Annotated in this window: 13 protein-coding genes and 3 pseudogenes; 8 read left to right on the top strand and 8 right to left on the bottom strand. The window is 42.3% G+C overall.

Annotated features, from left to right (window positions below; translation table 11 throughout):
• Nucleotides 1-3: 3 nt before the first annotated feature.
• From C9I89_RS09410 to C9I89_RS09400, 3 genes are all read left to right on the top strand, one after another.
• A complete protein-coding gene (locus tag C9I89_RS09410; RefSeq protein WP_107283095.1) occupies nt 4-3,153 on the top strand; it encodes an efflux RND transporter permease subunit in 3,150 nt (1,049 codons plus the stop codon).
• A 347-nt stretch (nt 3,154-3,500) separates the two neighbouring features.
• Nucleotides 3,501-3,668 (top strand): DUF1737 domain-containing protein, encoded by a 168-nt coding sequence (locus tag C9I89_RS09405; protein WP_107283094.1) that lies wholly within the window; start codon nt 3,501-3,503, stop codon nt 3,666-3,668.
• 63 nt (nt 3,669-3,731) lie between these two features.
• Nucleotides 3,732-4,016 carry a hypothetical protein gene (locus C9I89_RS09400; protein WP_107283093.1) on the top strand — a complete coding sequence of 95 codons (285 nt, stop codon included), beginning with the start codon at nt 3,732-3,734 and terminating at the stop codon, nt 4,014-4,016.
• 105 nt (nt 4,017-4,121) lie between these two features.
• Here C9I89_RS09400 and C9I89_RS09395 read toward each other — a convergent pair whose 3' ends face one another.
• Nucleotides 4,122-5,327: an amino acid ABC transporter substrate-binding protein gene (locus tag C9I89_RS09395; RefSeq protein WP_107283092.1), complete on the bottom strand. Its 1,206-nt coding sequence runs from the start codon at nt 5,325-5,327 to the stop codon at nt 4,122-4,124.
• Between the two features lie 679 nt (nt 5,328-6,006).
• Here C9I89_RS09395 and C9I89_RS09390 point away from each other — a divergent pair.
• Entirely contained in the window at nt 6,007-6,717 is a 711-nt protein-coding gene (locus C9I89_RS09390) for a hypothetical protein (RefSeq protein ID WP_107283091.1), read from the top strand.
• A 145-nt stretch (nt 6,718-6,862) separates the two neighbouring features.
• Here C9I89_RS09390 and C9I89_RS09385 read toward each other — a convergent pair whose 3' ends face one another.
• From C9I89_RS09385 to C9I89_RS22800, 6 genes and pseudogenes are all read right to left on the bottom strand, one after another.
• Nucleotides 6,863-7,645, bottom strand: coding sequence for a PHP domain-containing protein (locus C9I89_RS09385; RefSeq protein ID WP_107283090.1), 783 nt, complete (start codon nt 7,643-7,645; stop codon nt 6,863-6,865).
• Nucleotides 7,646-7,786: 141 nt separating this feature from the next.
• Nucleotides 7,787-7,912, bottom strand: a pseudogene (locus C9I89_RS23055) (Hsp20 family protein); the annotation flags it as partial.
• Between the two features lie 76 nt (nt 7,913-7,988).
• Nucleotides 7,989-9,134, bottom strand: coding sequence for a dipeptidase (locus tag C9I89_RS09375; RefSeq protein WP_107283089.1), 1,146 nt, complete (start codon nt 9,132-9,134; stop codon nt 7,989-7,991).
• Nucleotides 9,135-9,600: 466 nt separating this feature from the next.
• Nucleotides 9,601-10,860, bottom strand: coding sequence for an FAD-dependent oxidoreductase (locus C9I89_RS09370; RefSeq protein WP_107283088.1), 1,260 nt, complete (start codon nt 10,858-10,860; stop codon nt 9,601-9,603).
• Nucleotides 10,833-12,449, bottom strand: coding sequence for a phytoene desaturase family protein (locus C9I89_RS09365; protein WP_107283087.1), 1,617 nt, complete (start codon nt 12,447-12,449; stop codon nt 10,833-10,835). The genes C9I89_RS09370 and C9I89_RS09365 overlap by 28 nt, the downstream gene beginning before the upstream one ends.
• Nucleotides 12,450-13,743: 1,294 nt before the next feature.
• Nucleotides 13,744-13,940 (bottom strand): annotated as a pseudogene (locus C9I89_RS22800) (ISAs1-like element ISSba2 family transposase); the annotation flags it as partial.
• A 290-nt stretch (nt 13,941-14,230) separates the two neighbouring features.
• On the opposite strand from C9I89_RS22800, the gene C9I89_RS09355 reads away from it, so the two are divergent.
• A complete protein-coding gene (locus C9I89_RS09355; protein ID WP_107283085.1) occupies nt 14,231-14,533 on the top strand; it encodes a sll1863 family stress response protein in 303 nt (100 codons plus the stop codon).
• 209 nt (nt 14,534-14,742) lie between these two features.
• Here C9I89_RS09355 and C9I89_RS09350 read toward each other — a convergent pair.
• Nucleotides 14,743-15,434: pseudogene (locus C9I89_RS09350) on the bottom strand (IS6 family transposase).
• A gap of 186 nt (nt 15,435-15,620) precedes the next feature.
• Here C9I89_RS09350 and C9I89_RS09345 point away from each other — a divergent pair.
• The 3 genes from C9I89_RS09345 (at nt 15,621) to C9I89_RS09335 (ending at nt 17,437) form a co-directional block, all read left to right on the top strand.
• Nucleotides 15,621-16,262 carry a porin family protein gene (locus tag C9I89_RS09345; RefSeq protein ID WP_107283084.1) on the top strand — a complete coding sequence of 214 codons (642 nt, stop codon included), beginning with the start codon at nt 15,621-15,623 and terminating at the stop codon, nt 16,260-16,262.
• Between the two features lie 121 nt (nt 16,263-16,383).
• Nucleotides 16,384-17,121, top strand: a complete 738-nt coding sequence (locus C9I89_RS09340; protein ID WP_107283083.1) for an IS6 family transposase — start codon at nt 16,384-16,386, stop codon at nt 17,119-17,121.
• Nucleotides 17,122-17,227: 106 nt separating this feature from the next.
• Nucleotides 17,228-17,437, top strand: coding sequence for a hypothetical protein (locus C9I89_RS09335; protein ID WP_107283082.1), 210 nt, complete (start codon nt 17,228-17,230; stop codon nt 17,435-17,437).
• The last annotated feature ends 396 nt before the right edge of the window (nt 17,438-17,833 follow it).

Here is a 17,833-nt window from a genome sequence, read left to right as displayed (position 1 = left end):
ATCATGCTAAGTGCCATTGACGCCGCCCTAAGTCGGGGCCGTACGATTGTTGTATTATTGCTGCTTTTGCTAACTGCTGGTGCGGTTAGTTATAACGTGATCCCGAAAGAATCTGATCCCGATATCCCGATACCTTACGTGTATGTTTCTATCGAACATAGTGGTATTTCGCCTGAAGATGCGGAGAGGATGCTGCTGCGTCCTATGGAGCAAGAGCTGCAGGGGCTGGAGGGGCTAAAAGAGATGAAGGGCTCGGCCGTCGAGGGCCACGCGTCAGTTTTTCTAGAATTTCAGCTGGATATAGACCAGAAACAAGCATTAACCGATGTTCGTGAAAAGGTTGAATTAGCTAAGAGTCAGCTTCCAGATGGTACCGACGATCCCACAGTTCATGAGATAACCATGGCTGGCTGGGCGCCGGTCGTGACGGTGGTGTTGTCTGGATCTGCGCCTGAGCGGGCGCTGATCATGTTGGCTCGCGATTTACAAGATAAGCTGGAAACCTTAAAAGAGGTGCTGGAAGTTGAGATTGGCGGAGACCGCGATGAAATGGTAGAGATCTTGGTCGATCCCCTTTTGATGCAAAGCTACAGCCTCGATCAGGAACATATCTACAACTTATTGTCACGCAACAACCGCTTGGTTGCCGCCGGAACCATGGATAATGGTCGAGGACGTTTTCCAATCAAGGTGCCTTCTGTTTTCGAAAATATTGCCGATGTACTTTCACTGCCGATTAAGGTCGATGATGACCGAGTGATAACTTTTGGCGATATCGCTCAGATACGCCGTGTATTTACTGATCCCAATTCGTTTGCTCGGTTAAACGGTAATCCGGCTATCACCTTAGAGGTAAAAAAGCGTGCGGGACAAAATGCGATTGAAACGGTGAACAAAGTGCGCGAAATCGTCACGAAAGAGTCTGAACTTTGGCCTGAAAACGTGCAGGTGGACTTCACAGGAGATACTTCGGAATATGTTAAAGATATGCTGGCTGATCTACAGAACAATGTGGCTTCGGCGGTATTGCTGGTGGTGATCGTGATCATTGCTATTCTGGGGGTGCGCAGTGCAGCTTTGGTGGGTATTTCAATACCTGGCTCTTTTTTAACCGGTATTCTGGTGTTGTCAGCCTTTGGAATGACCATGAATATGATCGTGCTGTTTGGATTGATCATGGCCGTCGGTATGCTAGTTGATGGTGCTATTGTTGTGACTGAATTTGCCGATCGAGAGATGAGCGAGGGAATACACAGAAAAGTGGCTTATAAAAACGCCGCCAACCGCATGGCATGGCCTATCATGGCATCCACGGCAACCACATTAGCAGCGTTTGCTCCTTTGTTATTCTGGCCCGGTTTGATGGGCGAGTTTATGAAGTATTTACCGCTTACCCTAATCTTTACCCTCAGCGCCTCTTTGATCATGGCCTTGATTTTCGTTCCCACACTCGGCACGCTTTTTGGCAAGCCAAGATTGATTTCATCAGCCGGGAAGGCTCAGTTAATCGAGGCAGATCAAGGAGATATGGCAAAGCTAAAGGGGTTTACTGGCTTTTATGTGAGAACCCTTGAAGTGGCAGTGTACAGGCCTTGGCTGAGCCTGAGCGCAGCTTTGCTGTTTTCCGTCGTCGTCTTTATGGCTTATGGCATGTTTGGTAAAGGGGTAGAGTTTTTTCCGGAGACAGATACTGGTGCTTTCAATATAACGGTGAGATCGCAGGGTGATCTCTCTATTTTCGAAAAAGATGCCGTGATGAAGGAGGTCGAGAGCCAGTTGTTGGATATGGAAGAGATAGAAACCCTATACGGCAAGACCGGGGGGGAGGATGAAGTTGGTTATATCCGAGGTAATCTGACAGACTGGCAAGAGCGGCGCAATATCGACGAAATCACTGCGGAAGTGTTTGAGCGAACTGAGCATTTGGCCGGTATCGAGCTTGAGGTTCGTAAAGATGATAATGGCCCACCATCGGGAAAAGCGCTGCAGCTGGAGATCAGCTCACGCTTTCCAGAACTATTACAACCGACGTTGGAGAAGGTGAGAGCTGAACTAGAGCAGAACTCAGCCTTTACCAATATAACGGATAATGGAGATAAACCGGGTATTGAGTGGCAGATCAAGGTCGATAGGGAAAAAGCCGCGCGTTTTGGTGCCGATGCTACGCTGGTGGGGGCCAATGTACAGTTTGTGACCACTGGGTTAAGAATAGGCAGTTATCGTCCCGATGATATCGATGATGAGATTGATATTAAGGTTCGTTTTCCTGAGGAATACCGTCATGTAGATAGCTTGCATCAGCTTAGATTGAAAACGTCGACGGGGCAGGTACCTATCAGCAATTTTACCGAACTTAAGGCGGCTAACAAGCAGGGCGTTATCAATAAGGTGGATGGCCGACAAGTAATCACTTTAGAAGCGGATTTGATACCCGGTTATAATCTGAATGAGGTGTTGCCCGATCTGATGGCCAAAATGCCGACATTAGGACTAGATCTCAGGGTCAATTTGAAACTGAGAGGCGAAAACGAAGATCAAAAAGAATCTGAGGAATTCTTGATCAAGGCTTTTGCGGTGGCACTGGCTGTAATGGCACTGATTTTGATCACCCAGTTCAATTCATTTTATCAGGCATTCTTGATCCTCAGTGCGGTGATCTTTTCAACCGTCGGGGTTTTCCTGGGTTTACTGCTTACCCAACAAGCCTTTGGTGTCGTTATGGGGGGCCTGGGAGTAATATCTTTGGCTGGTATTGTGGTCAATAATAATATCGTTCTTATTGATACCTTTAATGTACTGTGCAAGGAAGGGGTTACGCCGATGGAAGCGATCCTAAGAACGGGAGCACAGCGCCTACGTCCGGTACTCATGACGACGGTGACTACGATTTTAGGTTTGATGCCGATGGTACTGGAGATGAACCTCGATCTCTTTAATCGAAATATCGAATTCGGTGCCCCCATCTCTAAATTCTGGGTTCAGTTGGCGTCGGCCGTGGCAGGGGGGCTCGCATTTGCAACGTTACTCACGCTGATCCTTACCCCCTGTATGTTAGCCCTGCGGATAAACCGTAAGGACAGGGAGTTTCAATCATCGATTGAACTCATTCCCGAGTCAAAGGATCCCAGGTTGAATAAGGTCAGCAACGGTTAACGAGCAATACATAATTGAAATACTAACGTCATGAAGATTAGGTTTTAAATGATTCACTGTCTTATACAGCGTTAGTTTTATTCCAAAGATGGCACTATTTGTTGATAGTGCCATCTTGTTTTAATTCACGAATTATCAAAAAGCATAATAACCAACTGAAATTAAAAGAATAAAAATGGTAATTATTTTTACAGCATAACCTGCTTATTTATGACTATTATTTAATATGCTGGTCGTTTGATTCTTATCATATAAACATCGACTTAGCGTACAGGTTACGGTGGCCCGGTCATAATGATAGAGCTTGTTCATTCGTTTTAATGTGTGATGCTAGTTGGAGATAACTTATGAAATACAAAATTGTCTGCGATAAACATGAGTTTGAATTTGAAAATAAAATAAACCTTCTTCTTGGGCAAGGGTGGAAACTCTATGGTGAAATTGTAGTTAGCCTGGTTGGTTCACCTGATAAATTAACCTGCTGGTATACCCAGTCGATGGTTAAAGATGATTAAAGCATGTGTCAGCAATTCCTGTAATGATACGGTTTTGCTGGCCATCATATTGAGATATTTCCAATGTCTGTCTATACCCTGATTTTGGAGTATGATGCTGCGACGTATATGTCACAAGTGGAAGCGAGTGACGAAAAGGCGGCCTTGATAGGATGGGCTGAAGAGTTAGATGTTTGTACTATGGACGGTTTTCCCTTAGATGGAGCCGATCAACTGTTAAAAAACCTGGAAGCTCAAGCACTGTCACCGGTAGCTAAGCTGGTAAATGTGTGGAATTTACCCTTTGTAGTAGGGCATGATCTTGCAATTTTGCATCTGATTAAAACTGAATTGCAGATCAATGGTTGAATGATAAATGAAGGTTTTTACTGATTAATAGCCACAAGGCTAGGTGTTGTTTAAAGTAGGGAAGTTGAAGAGGAGGGCAGTCCCCCCTCTTGCTTGGTCGGTGAATTAACGGATAGGCGGAGCGTACTGAATTCCGCCATCTTGCCATAGCGCATTTACTCCGCGTTTCATTTCAAATGGGGAGTTTGTTCCGACAGTACGCTCGAAACTCTCACTGTAGTTACCTACCTGTTTGATAATACGGTAACCCCAGTCGTCACTTAATCCCAATCCTTTGCCTTTCGGCCCGTCTAAACCAATGAGGTGACGAATATTCGGATCATTAGAGTTTTTCATATCATCAACACTGATTGATGATACACCTAGCTCTTCCGCCGCCAGCATGGTATAGAGCGTCCATCTGACAATGTTGAACCACTGATCATCGCCTTGGCGGACGACAGGGCCTAACGGCTCTTTAGAGATAATTTCAGGTAAGACAACGGCACCGGAAGGATCTTGCAAGCTCTGGCGAAACACATAGAGGGCTGACTGATCGGTTGTCAGCACATCACAACGGCCTGCATCGAAGCCTTCAATGGCTTGAGCCTCCGTATCATAGATGACTGGTGTATATTTCATTTCACGAAAACGGAAATAATCGGCGAGGTTAAGTTCTGTCGTGGTACCTGATTGGACGCAAATTGTTGCGCTATCAAGCTCTGTCGCACTGTATACACCCAGGTTTTTTTTAATCATGAAACCCTGGCCATCGTAGTAATTCACACCAGTAAAACGGACTCCTAAAGCGGTATCGCGATGCATTGTCCAAGTGGTATTACGAGCTAACACGTCAACTTCTCCTAATTGAAGAGCAGTAAAGCGTTCTTCTGTTGTTAGCGGGATATACTTTACTTTTGTTTTATCACCAATGGTTGCAGCTGCAACCGCCTGACAAAACTCTACATCCAATCCTTCCCATTCGCCTTTTGCGTTCGGGTTAGAGAATCCCGGTAGCCCATTGCTGACCCCGCATTGAACGTAGCCTAGTTTTTGGACTTTTTCTAACGTTTTTGGGTCATTAGTACCGGCATTTGTATCCGCCAGTTGCTTTTCGAGGCTGGCAATTTTGTCTTGTAATGGTTTGATCGTATCTGGATTAGAAGTCGTTGCAGCGGGCAGTTTTGATTCCTTCATTTGCAGTTCAAGCGTTTGGATTTTTGCTTCGAGTGATTTGATTAGTTCTTTGTCCTGAACGTTGCTCTTATCACAGCCGGAGAGAATTAATGCTAGGGTCGAAATTACGAAAGAAAATTTTATCGTTTGCTTCATCGTTATGTCCTGCCATTTTTATATGAATAAGAGATACCAAAATTATTTGATTTCTTATGAAGAGCATCGATGTAATAAATATATTATCCGTATCAACATTCATTATAGGAACAGATTGCAATTCTTCTAGTAATCGATGAGTAAGGGAACAATAGTCTGGAAAATGACTTTAATAGAACCAATCACTTAGAATCAAATACACAGAAGGCCGGTAAAAATTAAGAGCAATAAACCGGAATTTTAGATTTTCAACTAAAAGGTTATATAAAACAATAGATTATGGTGTTAAGGTGCAATGATTCCCGCTATTGAATTAACCATATATACCCAAGTTAACGCAGGATGCTCGTTTCAATGATAATTTTCAGGTGCTGATTTGCAGATATAGCGCTCTACATCAAAAATCAGCAACGCAACATTAGTTCCAGGAAAACTCGCCCTTCCGGAGTGATCCCGCCAGCCCACTTTTGTGTCAAATGCACTCGAAAGGATAAGTCATACCTCCGCACATTTTTCTTGAACGGACTGGCATTACTCTGAACTCTGCATCCAGAGGTAACCTGGGTATAGGTGTAATTTCTTAGCGGCGGAAACAAACCCAACCATTTCTTGCCAAGTCTAATGGGCGTGCTAGTTTTAATAGTAATAGTTTATCAACGACATGCCGGAGAAAAACAACATGAGTGAAACCAAACAGGCATTATGGGAGCTAGAATACAGACTTGAACATCATCCCGACATTTTTATGAAAATTAACTATGCTCAGTTAATTGAGCTAAGTAAGAAAATAAAGCTAGGCGCTAGCAAAAAAGAAGACGATTCTGATCTTACTCCATCTGACATAAAAACAACTCTCGATGCATTTAAAGGATGCCTAGAGTTGGCTGTCATTGTAAAGGAGTCAGAAATTGCCACAATTCTACTTGAGCAATCAAAAAATATTACGAAAGTTCTCGAAGGTTACTCCATTCCGGAAATTGATGCGCAAATTCTTACAAAAGATGAGATCAAAGAGCTTGTAGAATTTGCGGAATCAACAGATTTGATGGAAATGCTACTAGATATTAATAAAGATAGTCTTAATGAGAAGAAGTTAGAATCATATTTAAAAATTAGTATCGATGAACCGGGTACAACTCCGGATGAAAATAAGCTGACTCCTGACGAACGCAACCGGAGACAGACGGTACTTACAATAATGAATAAAGCTATATCAGGTGGCCTGCTGAGCTGTGGAAATATTGGCTTGGGGGCACTTTCTGGTATTCTTTCAACCATACCAACGCTAACAAATCCAACTTTCCCACTGATTCCAGGCTTAATCACTTCGACCTATACCGGTATAAATGGAATACTGTCAGCCCTTAAAGACCTGAATAATTTGCCATAAGAGAGAAAATCTCTCAACATCATGGTAGCGATAAAAAAGAGCACGTTCATCGTGCTCTTTAAAGGCCGTCCATACTCAGTAAATAAATTAATCTCGCCAGCCAGAACTCTGCATCTTGAGGTAACTAAGGTATATTTATCGATGGTTAATTCGATTTAGGCGTGATATTCGGATTCTCTTCCTGATTCAGAATACAGAACTTGTTGTCTTTAAGTGCGAATTCAAGAGCGGTTAGGGATGGGATGTCCATTTTTACCCAAGTAAAACTACTTCCAAAATCTATTATGGAATGAGCATCAGAACCACGAACTACCGCGATGTGAGAAGCCGCTTTTTTCAGTTCAGGATGGACGGTATCGAGATGAGTAGTATTAAGGAACTGCGCAGCATCAATTAGATTGAGTGATTTCTGTATATCTGGGTTAACGTTTCGAACATTTTCTAGCAGACCTTTTGATCCGTCGATATGAGCTGGGATTGCAAGTCCACCTGCCTGTTTGACTTTTGCGATAACGGTTTCAATTGACTCGGTAGTCGTTGTTCCCTCGGGATCGCCAAAATCATCGGAAATGCCGCACGCGCCAAGCAGGACTGTGATGTGATTAGAAGCTACGCTTGGATCAAAAAGTGCCAGTAAGTGGATACGACTGGCTCCGGTTGATACAGTGATTTCACATCCTGGAAAAATATGTAGCGGACGGTACCATTGTTCTGACTTATCCAGGTTGATATATGTATCTTTCAGTTTGTTAATCCAACAGCCTGAGTTGTGGTCAGTGACGGCCACACAGTCTATTTCGGCTTGCATTACAGCTTTTAGCCACTCCACTGCATTAGGAATTTCTTGATCACGGTAATCAATAGAGGCTGGGGTATGAGTATGGAAATCAAATTTGTACCACTGCTTTCCAATAGCCGATTGAGGCATTAATGCCATTCCTTATTAAGACCACCAAAATTGGCTGACTAATTTTAAAAGTATATTGGTATTCTTTTTATGATCGTTATCGCATATTCCCATTTAGTAGGAGTATATTTTGGCTCTGAGCACCGCAATGCCGATTAGATGTTATGGAACTTGAATTTTCAGTAAACCATTGTGAAATTCAGCTTGAATATTATTTTGCTTGGAATCCTCTCCCACATAAAAACTGCGCAGAAATTTACAGGTATGGCGCTCCTGACGAATTATTTTACCGCCTTTTTCCTTTTATTTTATGATGGTATGCATATTGTCGCCTCAGGAATAAAGTGCTGAGGCGATAAGCCGTCTATTCGGGAAGGTTTGATTTCAGAACCCTAAAAACGTTGCCACCCAACACTTTACTGACGTCCTCGCGTGATAGCCCTTGAGCAAGTAGCGCCTCGGTAAGCATGGGGACGCCGGTTGTATCAAATGGCGTTGTGACATTACCATCAAAATCGGAACCAAGCCCCACGTGATCAATCCCTGCTACCTTGATGGTATAGAAGATTGCCTTAACAACCCCTTTTACGCTGGGATCACAAACCGCGCTTTTCCAGTAACCTATACCAATAACGTCAGCGTTCTTGGCAACGGCACCAATTTGCTCATCGGTGAGATTACGGTTTCCCGGACAGGTACCCTGCACACCCCCGTGGGATACAACAATCGGCTTTGTTGCCAGTTCGAGTGTTTCTCTGAATGCGGCGGGGGATGCATGAGCCAGATCTATGGTAATACCAAGAGACTCCATCTGTGGTATCAGAGCACGGCCCAATTCTGTCAGGCCTCCTTTGTTCACACCATGGGCTGAGCCGGCAATTTGGTTATCGAAAAAATGAGTTAACCCCATCATTCTGTATCCGGCTAGATAAAACTCTTTCAGGGCATCGCTGCCGCCCTGCAGTGCGTGCATACCTTCCAGTGAAAGCAGACCTTTTACACCATCCGCAGTCAGATCTTGTTGCTTCAGCACCAGAGTCAGTTCCGATTGTTTTGCCAGCGCTTCAAGTTCAGCTGCCTGGGCTAAAGCTCGCTGCTTCGGGCTAAACCAGGTAACCGGTGAACGCCATGAGCTGATAAACAGAAGTGGCAATGTATCCGACTCATTGTTGGTAGAGTTGTAATTGCGAACCTTGGGAACCTGAGTAACAACCCCAAACACCTGAAGATCTAAACCGCCCTCAATCAAGCGGGGTATATCAATATGGCCAAATCTGTTTCTTATCCTAATGTCTCTTCCCCAGAGAAGCGAGTCTGCATGCAAGTCGGCAACGAAAACTTGTTGATGAAAGTTCCGGATCTCAGCAGACACAGAATAGGGTTCGACGTTTAGCACTGCGTTGTTTTTGCTGTCTACATCCTTTAAAACGATAAAGCGAAGCACAAAGAGTGTAATCACAACAAGTGTTATAAGACTGAGGAAGCCAATACGCAATAGAAGGCGGTTCATATGTATGTACTCTCGCTATTCATTCACGGAGTGGAAGGTTGAGTAGGTTATGCGCCACAATGAGGTGTCAATGCTGACCTGACTTTACGCTATCCACTGTTTCAAAATATCTTTTAGTTAAACATATTGCTACCAGTCGCATATCATCAGATAATAAGACTATAGCTGTTGCTGACTTGTTATGTGGCAGTTTTGCTCGGTATTGGGAGTTTACTAGTGTAGGTTCGTCAAATTATGTTGAGCCTGAAAGACTGAACTGTCAGATCCAGTGTGAGTTAGTACACATCACTGTGTGAGCACCAAGGAACTTTGTCGTACTTTATTTAACTACCAAGCGGAGTAAAAAAGTTGGGTTTTTCAGGAGGTTATGGTTAACAAAGTTCGCAGGCTGTTTGAAAACGACTAACCAGTTTAGTTTGCCTCAATCGGTTGGCTTTATAAAGCTGGAACTACCATACAGTCATAATTAAAAATACCGTTTTACGATATATTCAGCATATTCGCAAGTGAATCCCACGCAGCTAAAATTGAGTATCTCGCCAGCGTAGTATGTATGCTGTCTTCCTTGCATCTTATCGAGTTTGGCATAAAAACCGCCGTTCATCTCTTCTGATCCGACATGAGGAAAGTATTTCCAGTGAATGAATTGATGAACCGATTCAATCTTCCCTCCCATTTGCCGTACAAAATTTCTTAGATTATTTGTGACTTTTCTTTCGCTGAAGCTTTTATCTGTTAAAACATAAAAAGAATAGATCGGTTGTCCGACTTGTCGGTAATACCAGAACACGGGATGTCCCGCTCGCTCTTTAATAAAATTATCTGGTACGTAGCCGGTCGTTTCAACGAAATTTTTAACCGTACAAAGAATTGTTTGATAATCCAGATACATAATTTTTTTAAACAGCGCCTGCTCTTGATGACTCAAATTCATAAATAACGAAGTCTCGTCCAAAGGCGTCGTCACAATAAGCCTATCGAATTCTTCTGTCCCAGTCTCAGTGTCAATCGTTATGGTTTCTGTTCGGTTAATTCTAGTGATCACAGCCTTAAATCGAATATCATGCTCCCTCGCAACACGCGTCCACAGTCCCTGGATACCTTTAGGAAAGATATAAACTTGGTTTTTGAAGTAAGCAACAATAGTTTTCCAGTTGGCGTACTTCAAAACATAAGCCGTTGGCACATGATCAGAATAGCAATAGCCAAATCCTGTGAGAAATAAACTGAAGACATTGGCTAAATCGGTAATGTTATTTTTTTTGGCAAATTGACCAAATGGCAAGGTGACAGATGGGTCAAGATAGTGAAAGCCCGGTGATTCCAGCTCTTTGTATTTTTTGAGGATGCGCCTATAGCGGAAAACCAGCTGCCATAGAACTTTGAACTTTAGCACCAGTGGCTGTTTAGGGATTTGTATGCCATTTTTGTTAACGAAAATACTATGCCCAAAATCTGCCTGTTCTATTGGAACCTTATATTTTTTAGCCAACCGAAGAGGTACTGTATTATTTTTCGTCAAAATGCCCGCACCAAGTTCATAGGTTTTTGAGTCAATTTCGACACTCAGGCATTTTCCACCTGCATGATCAGTGCGTTCAAATATAGTTACGTGCTTATAGCCTTTTAGTTTCAGAGCTTCAGCGGCACTGAGCCCTGCTGCACCAGCGCCTAGAATGGCAATACGCTGATTTAGGTCTATTTTATTGTTTTGTTTACTGTCCATAGTAGATGCTTCTTTAAAATTGTCGACGCGCACAGCAGCCCTGCCATGGTGCCACCAGCGATACTCGCAGTCATGACATCTTGCCCAGAAAGAAATAGATTTGTTACCGGCGTATGAACGCGTAGAAATTTTTGCCGAAAGCGTTGGGGAGAATGTGCAATGCCATAAATCTCACCTTGTGCATGGAGGGAAAAATGACGAGTACTGAGTGGCGTAGATACTTCATAATAATCTATTTTCCCTTTCAGTTGCGGAGCAACACGATACAACTGCTCGAACATTTGCCGGGCTAATTCTTCTTTGAGCGCTTTATATTCTTCACCACGTTTCTGCCAATTTGTATTTTCCCACTTTTTAAACCAGTCATAGGGAACCAAAATCACAACTTCTGCGGTACTTCTGCCGGGATGTGTTTTTTCAGCTAAAGGGTCTTTTGCCCAAGGGAATGAGACAAAAGAAACCGGTATTGTGGAGTTAAAATCCTTGTACTCTGCTCGCCCTCTGTCATGATCATACTGCTGAGGAAAAATCCAGTAATTGCATTTTTGCAATTTTAGCTTTGTGGAAGACTCTTTAATGCCAACATATAGTCCGGCATGAGACGTTGCAGGTTCTAGCTCGCCAATTAGCTTATCTAGCTCATGGCGCTTACTCACTCCTTTTGCCAGTAAACGTGAATAGGTACTTACAATACCAGTGGCACTGACAATAGTCTTGGCGTAGAACGCTTCTCCATCTTTCATACTAACGCCAATGGCTCTATTGTTTTCAACTATAATTTCGCGCACTTCGGCCTGCGTTAAGGCCACACCTCCCGACTCTTCAATAATCGGAACGATACACTCGGCAAGTTTCGATGCCCCACCAACAGGATAAGCCGCCCCTTCCATATAGTGATTAACAAGCAGTGCATGCATGTAAAAACTACTCTTTGACGGTTCTAAACCGAAATCTCCATATCGAACAGTGAGAACGCCAATCAGTTTGGAATTGTCAGTAATCCCCCTTAATACTTCTAATGTGGTCTTGTCGGAGAATTTAAGTGTGCTGCGACGTAGGAAATTACCAAAGATGTTTGATAAAAATGGGGGCAAGATTTTTTCAATATAATAACCGCTACCAAGATTTTTGGTTTCATCGAGTAAAGAGAAGTATTTATCGATTGAGATCTTATCCTTTTCGTTTGGAAAATATTCCTTAAGCTTGGCCTTAAGATTTTCTCTTCCTCTTGGAAATTCGTATTCTTCGTTGCCAAAGACCGCTCTGTCATAAATGTCATCAAGGGGGGCCCATTTGAGTTTGTCTTTCGAAATATAGCGAAAGACCTTGTTTAAGACGGTTCCCTCAATGTGAACTTGACCTACGTAGTGCAAACCAACGTCCCATACATATCCAGTGCGCTCAAACGTATGAGTAAAGCCCCCGAGTACGTTATGTTGTTCAAGCAGAAGTACGCGTTTTCCGGCTTGAGCTAAAAAGGAGGCTGCACTCATGCCTCCGGTTCCTGAGCCAATGATAATGACATCAAAGGTCCGTGCGTCTCTTGTTTGAGCTGATTTAATGTAATACTTGTATGCTTTGCTAATCATATTGTGCACCTTCAGGTTAAGGCAGCATTACCATTAATGGTAAGTTATTATTTTTATTGTAAAAAACAACATCAATTAACTCTACTGGCTATTTTTTCAATCAATTGCCTAGCATCAAAGTAACAGAGAGTCAGCCAATTTCATCAATGTATATTAGTCATTAAACAACACTCCGCTTTAATATTAGCAGCTGAATTAGGACGTTAGCGCAAAAATTTGTGGGCGGTGAGATTGGAGCCTCAGTGTAAATTGGGGCCGGAGTTTTGGTGCAACGGTAATGATAATTATCGCGAGGAGAAAGGATCAAATAGGCACAGAGGTCAATTCCACCGGTGAACTCCCGTATAAAGCGTTCGCACCTCAGTGTCCGAAGTTGGCCGCTCGGTTAGAATTCTCCAGCACGCTATTGCCCCTTTATGTTTTAGAAAAAAGCTCATTCACAACCCTTAAAGACAAATTTGCCCAATTTTTCTAATACCTGAACACTAATCTTTTCCTTCATCACTAGCGCCAAAATTCACTAAGTTCACCAAAGAGATAGATTGCATTTTTAGTAGTCAGCTTGCCTGATCTATTGATGGTCAGTGATTAATTACCTGAAATCAATAAGCATTGTGTAATTAGTTAGCAGATTCAATGGGCGTACATTACTTTTTGATATTCACCCAAATACTATAATTACTCATTATGAGTAAGTTTCTGGTAGATACCTAAACTGATAATAACATAAACAGTTTGACCTGTTTTTTCTGATAAATGTTTCGTATTTTTCACAATCACTCCTGATTTAAAGTGCAATAAATATTTACATGTTTATAACAGTGTATTAGCTTGCGTGATTACTAATACACAAACACAATCTATCTAATAAATTTATTTTATAACAAAAAATGGAATAAAATGGTTAGTTAAATATTGTTTATTTCATAAAGCTGGCATTGATTATATGGGGGCGTGCATCTGTAATTATAGGGATATCTATAACCAAATCATACTTTTAAATAATCAAATAGTTTCCAATTGGTAAAAAAGACTGATTGTGAAAAGTGGCATGAGCAGTCCTATAAATATTTTTATAAAGGCTAAATTCCAGCATTATTATAACTGCATATTCGAACAAGCCCATAAGGAGAAAGGATACGAGAATAATTACTCGTTTTTAATGGAATATAATCTCAAATAGAACAGACAAATCTAAGGCACATTGTGATGTAATGGACGCCCCTACTCAATGGCGTTACGAGAGCCATAGTTAGATTAGCTCGTTTAATCAAAATGACATTGCTTTTTTGTCTTTACGGTGGCGCTCTACCGCTACTAGCGTTTTGACTAACGGCCATTTTTCCTTTAAGTCGTGGCTAAGCGCTGCTGGTGTTTGGAACGTAATATGGGCTCTGTTCGTCCATGTTCTTGATCTAACATTTCAAACTGAGTGAGGTTACTGTCATTTTTATATGCCTCATCGATCTGGGCTTTAACTGTTTTGTACAGCACGTTACCAAGTTGTGATGTTGGTTAATGTGCGAGCGCTTGTCTTGCCGCTGCTAATTAATTAAAGAGTTTATCACAAAATTGATAACTGAGGAAATCCCCCCTCATCAATCAATGACGGATTTGATTTTCGCCATAATCAGAGCCTGATGTACGCTATGGAGTGGGATGATTCATTACACTAAAACCCATTATGTAAGTGTACACCTTTTATACTAAGCTTTATTCAATCCACCGTTGGTTAAAATGTTGTTCTACGGTGATTAACGACAGACTCAAGGAGATTTCAAATGAGTGAACGTCAACGTTATGTGGATCAAATGAAACTAAAGCTTGATCAATGGAATAAGGACATCGATGAGCTGGAGGATAAAGTCAAAACCGCTGGTTCAGATATGAAGGACGAATACCAAAATAATCTTGCAACGCTTAAAAAGAAGCGGGACGAAGCAACACAGAAATTTGAGGAGTTGCAGAGTACAACTGATAGCGCATGGGGTGATGTGAAGGATGGTTTCGAACATGCGTGGATGTCCATTAGCAACGGAGTTACCTCAGCCAAAAACAAATTGTTCGATAAGGGAGATTCCTGATTCTCAACGGCTAGCATCAGCCATGCAGCGTCCATCTCATCAGTGTGGTTTGCTCCGTTTTGGTTGATAGCAGGGGTGCTGTAAGGATTGGGTCAGGTGTAAGTTAATAAAACAATGATAACCCCCCAGCTATGCCGGGGGTAAGTCGCATAGGTTGGTTGTGTCGCAAAGTCTAGTCTAACTACACGCGCACTGATTTTCAGATACAATTAGGCTGCAAGCGCGTAAAATTCATCCCAAACAGATAAGCCTTCAGGGTTGTCGAGCTGTCCGTATTTAATCATCGACCACAGCTCCGCGCCAGCGAGTGTGGCCTTTGCTCCGTCGTCTGATTTCCATCCTAAACATTGATTCATTTTACCTTTCACTCTGCGGTGGCTTTGCTCGACGATATTGTTCAGATACTTGATTGAAAGGACTTCAATAAGGCTCAGCATGTGCCCACTATGCTAAAGCTCAACGTTGATGTTGTGCAGTGCTAATGCGTTAGAATGGCTTCCATCAATTACCACATTTTCAGGAAATCCATGTTGGCTGATGGCCTTTTGGAAAAAGGCTCTCGCGGCTTTTTCATCCCGCTTATCACGCAGTAGAAATCAATGACATCACCATATTTATCAACGGCTCGGTAGTAATATTTCCACTGACCTTTGACGTTGATATAGGTCTCATCCATTCGCCACGAAGAAGCCACAGACTTCTTTCTTCTACGTGCTCGAAGCTCCAGCAATGGTGCATATTTGAGTACCCACCGGTTCAATGTTGAGTGGTCAACATTGATGCTACGCTCTGCCAATATCTCTTCAATTTCACGGTAGCTCAGTTTGTAGGAAAGATAGTAACGAACGGACTGCAGTATTATCTCGGAAGGAAAATGACCGCCTGTGAATTTGATGGTCATAAGGTTGGAAGTGATGAATGTTGATGACCGGCGATCATAACCCACCACTCCGGTTTGCGACAGAGCCCAAAAAAGGCTATTACGCGAACAATCCCATTCACCATCGATAGAAAACGCTGTACAATGACTTTTAATGCAATAAGTTGACATCAAGTTACACATAACCATATAAAAGAAGAGTATTAAATGAAACATTCCATTGCACTTGCAACAGCAGCTTTACTTATTTCACCCTTAGCTCAGGCCAACGGCAATTGGTATATAGGTTTAGATTTAATGAATACTGAAGCTGATACAAATGGCTGGGTTGAAGGAATTGAGGATATTGGAGGCATTCCTGTTGAAAATGAAGGGGGCGGTCTTAGCTTGCTAGCTGGTTACCAATATACCCCTTGGATTGCTCTTGAAGTCGGCTTAAGTCGCCAAGCTATTGAAGTCATCGATTATGAAAAAAGCTCCGGGTTATTTTATTATGAATATCTTATGGTTGATGCCTATGTAAATACCTTATCTGTTGGAACCAAAATGCGTTATCTGACTAACAGTGGTTTTGGTTTCTACGCTAAGCCAAGTATTGCATACACAATGACAGAAGTTGACATTAACGGAAATTCAACCTCTGGTGGAGACAAATTAGACGAGAATGAAAAAAATTCTACGGTACATTTTAATTTTGAAGTCGGTGCCGAATACTTTTTATCCGATTCATTTTCTCTTGGTCTTGCCTATGAACGTCAATTTGATGCTTTAGATTATTCCATAAAAGCCCTCGACAGTGACAAAATATCAACAAATAGCTATAAACTGGGTATTCGTTATTACTTCTAAAGGGCATCGTTAAATAACCTTTGGTAAAGCCAGGGCTTTGTTGCAGCACTAAAGGGGCTTGTTGCAAAAAATTCAGTCTTGGCTCAGAATTCCTTCTTTTCCCATCTAATCTAGCGACTCAATGACCAACCCCGAATTCAAATGGAAACACTTTGCCCCTGAAACCATTCTTTGGTGCCTTCGTTGGTATGGTTTGACACCAATGAGTTACGCAAAACTCAGCGACATGCTGGCAGAGCGAGGCATTTCGGTTAATCGTTCGACTATTTATCGTTGGTTCATTGAGTATGCCCCGGCTTTACGCAAGAAGTTACGTCGCCATCAATTCATCCGGACTGACTCATCGTGGCAGCTTGATGAAACCAACGTCAAAGTGAAGGGGAAGTGGCACTACCTTTACCGTGCCATCAAAAAGCAGGCCGAGACGCTGGATTTCTATTTTTCCCACAAACGTAATAAAGCAGCTGCTTATCAGTTCCTTAGGTGCTGCCTGAGACATTACGGCTTAGACAATCAGCCTAAGACCTTAAACACCGACAAGCATTCTTCGTATGCCAATGCGATTGCCCGCTTGAAGAAGGAGGGGCGACTGCGAGCTGATATCGAGCGGCGGCAAGTGAAGTACCTCAATAATGGTATTGAGTTCGATCACGCCCCCATCAAGAAGCTCGTTGTTGCCACTGGTGGTTTCAAAATACGAAAGCGAGCCTGGTCAACCATCCAGGGATTCGACTCATTACGGATGTTGAGCCAAGGCCAGTTTGATTTCTGGTTACGTTATGATGAACGGAAAACCCTTGTGCGGGAGAGATCCGCCTTTATGAATCGTCTGTTCAATATTGAGGTGATTTACCAGTAATTGTCAGTAAATCACTGGCTAGATTTGTCCTATCTAATTATTTGCAACAAGCCCCTTTGAAAGCTTAGATATAGAATATCTGGCTGATGAAGGTTCTAGTGGAGATATGGTTTATAGCTATTATTTTGAAGTTCCGCAGGATGTGACAGAAGAGTTACTCAATTCAATGAGTTGGTCTAAAGGGCAATTAATTAGTGATATACCAGTTCATGTTTTTGAAAATGAATGCCACGAAGAGACTGTTTTCCATCAGACGAGTAAAAAATGGGATCAGGTCTTGCGTTTTGTTTCTGGTATTTTGACTTGTTTTTTCTAATCATAGCTTGACGAGCTAGAGCATCGACTCTAGCTCATTGATGTCCCAAACCGAGATAGCCATGCCAGGCTAATAATGTTTTTACAATTTCTGCAGTGAAAGAGTTGCCAGTAACGAATGTTCTGGCTCTTGAGTGTTTTCTCCGGAAGTACCTTTCAGGTTACCAAGTAACTGTTGGTCAACCTCACATACTTGGAAAATTTTCCATACTCATTCTTTTAAGCCAAAAGTAAAAAGCTAATTTTCGCACTATGTAGATATTCTCAATTGTTACAAATATAAGGCATTGATTATTAATGCTAATAATCGTTGAGATATGGTTCGGATGTCTAGAGGTCCTTCCGGTTTTCTGCGTCGATTTCCGGTTCATTGCCTTCTTTCCCACCAGATTTTGTA

This window comes from Photobacterium lipolyticum, from assembly GCF_003026475.1.
Lineage (GTDB): Bacteria > Pseudomonadota > Gammaproteobacteria > Enterobacterales > Vibrionaceae > Photobacterium > Photobacterium lipolyticum.
Note: the sequence above shows the minus strand (reverse complement) of the source record. Positions and strands in the feature narration are given on the sequence as shown.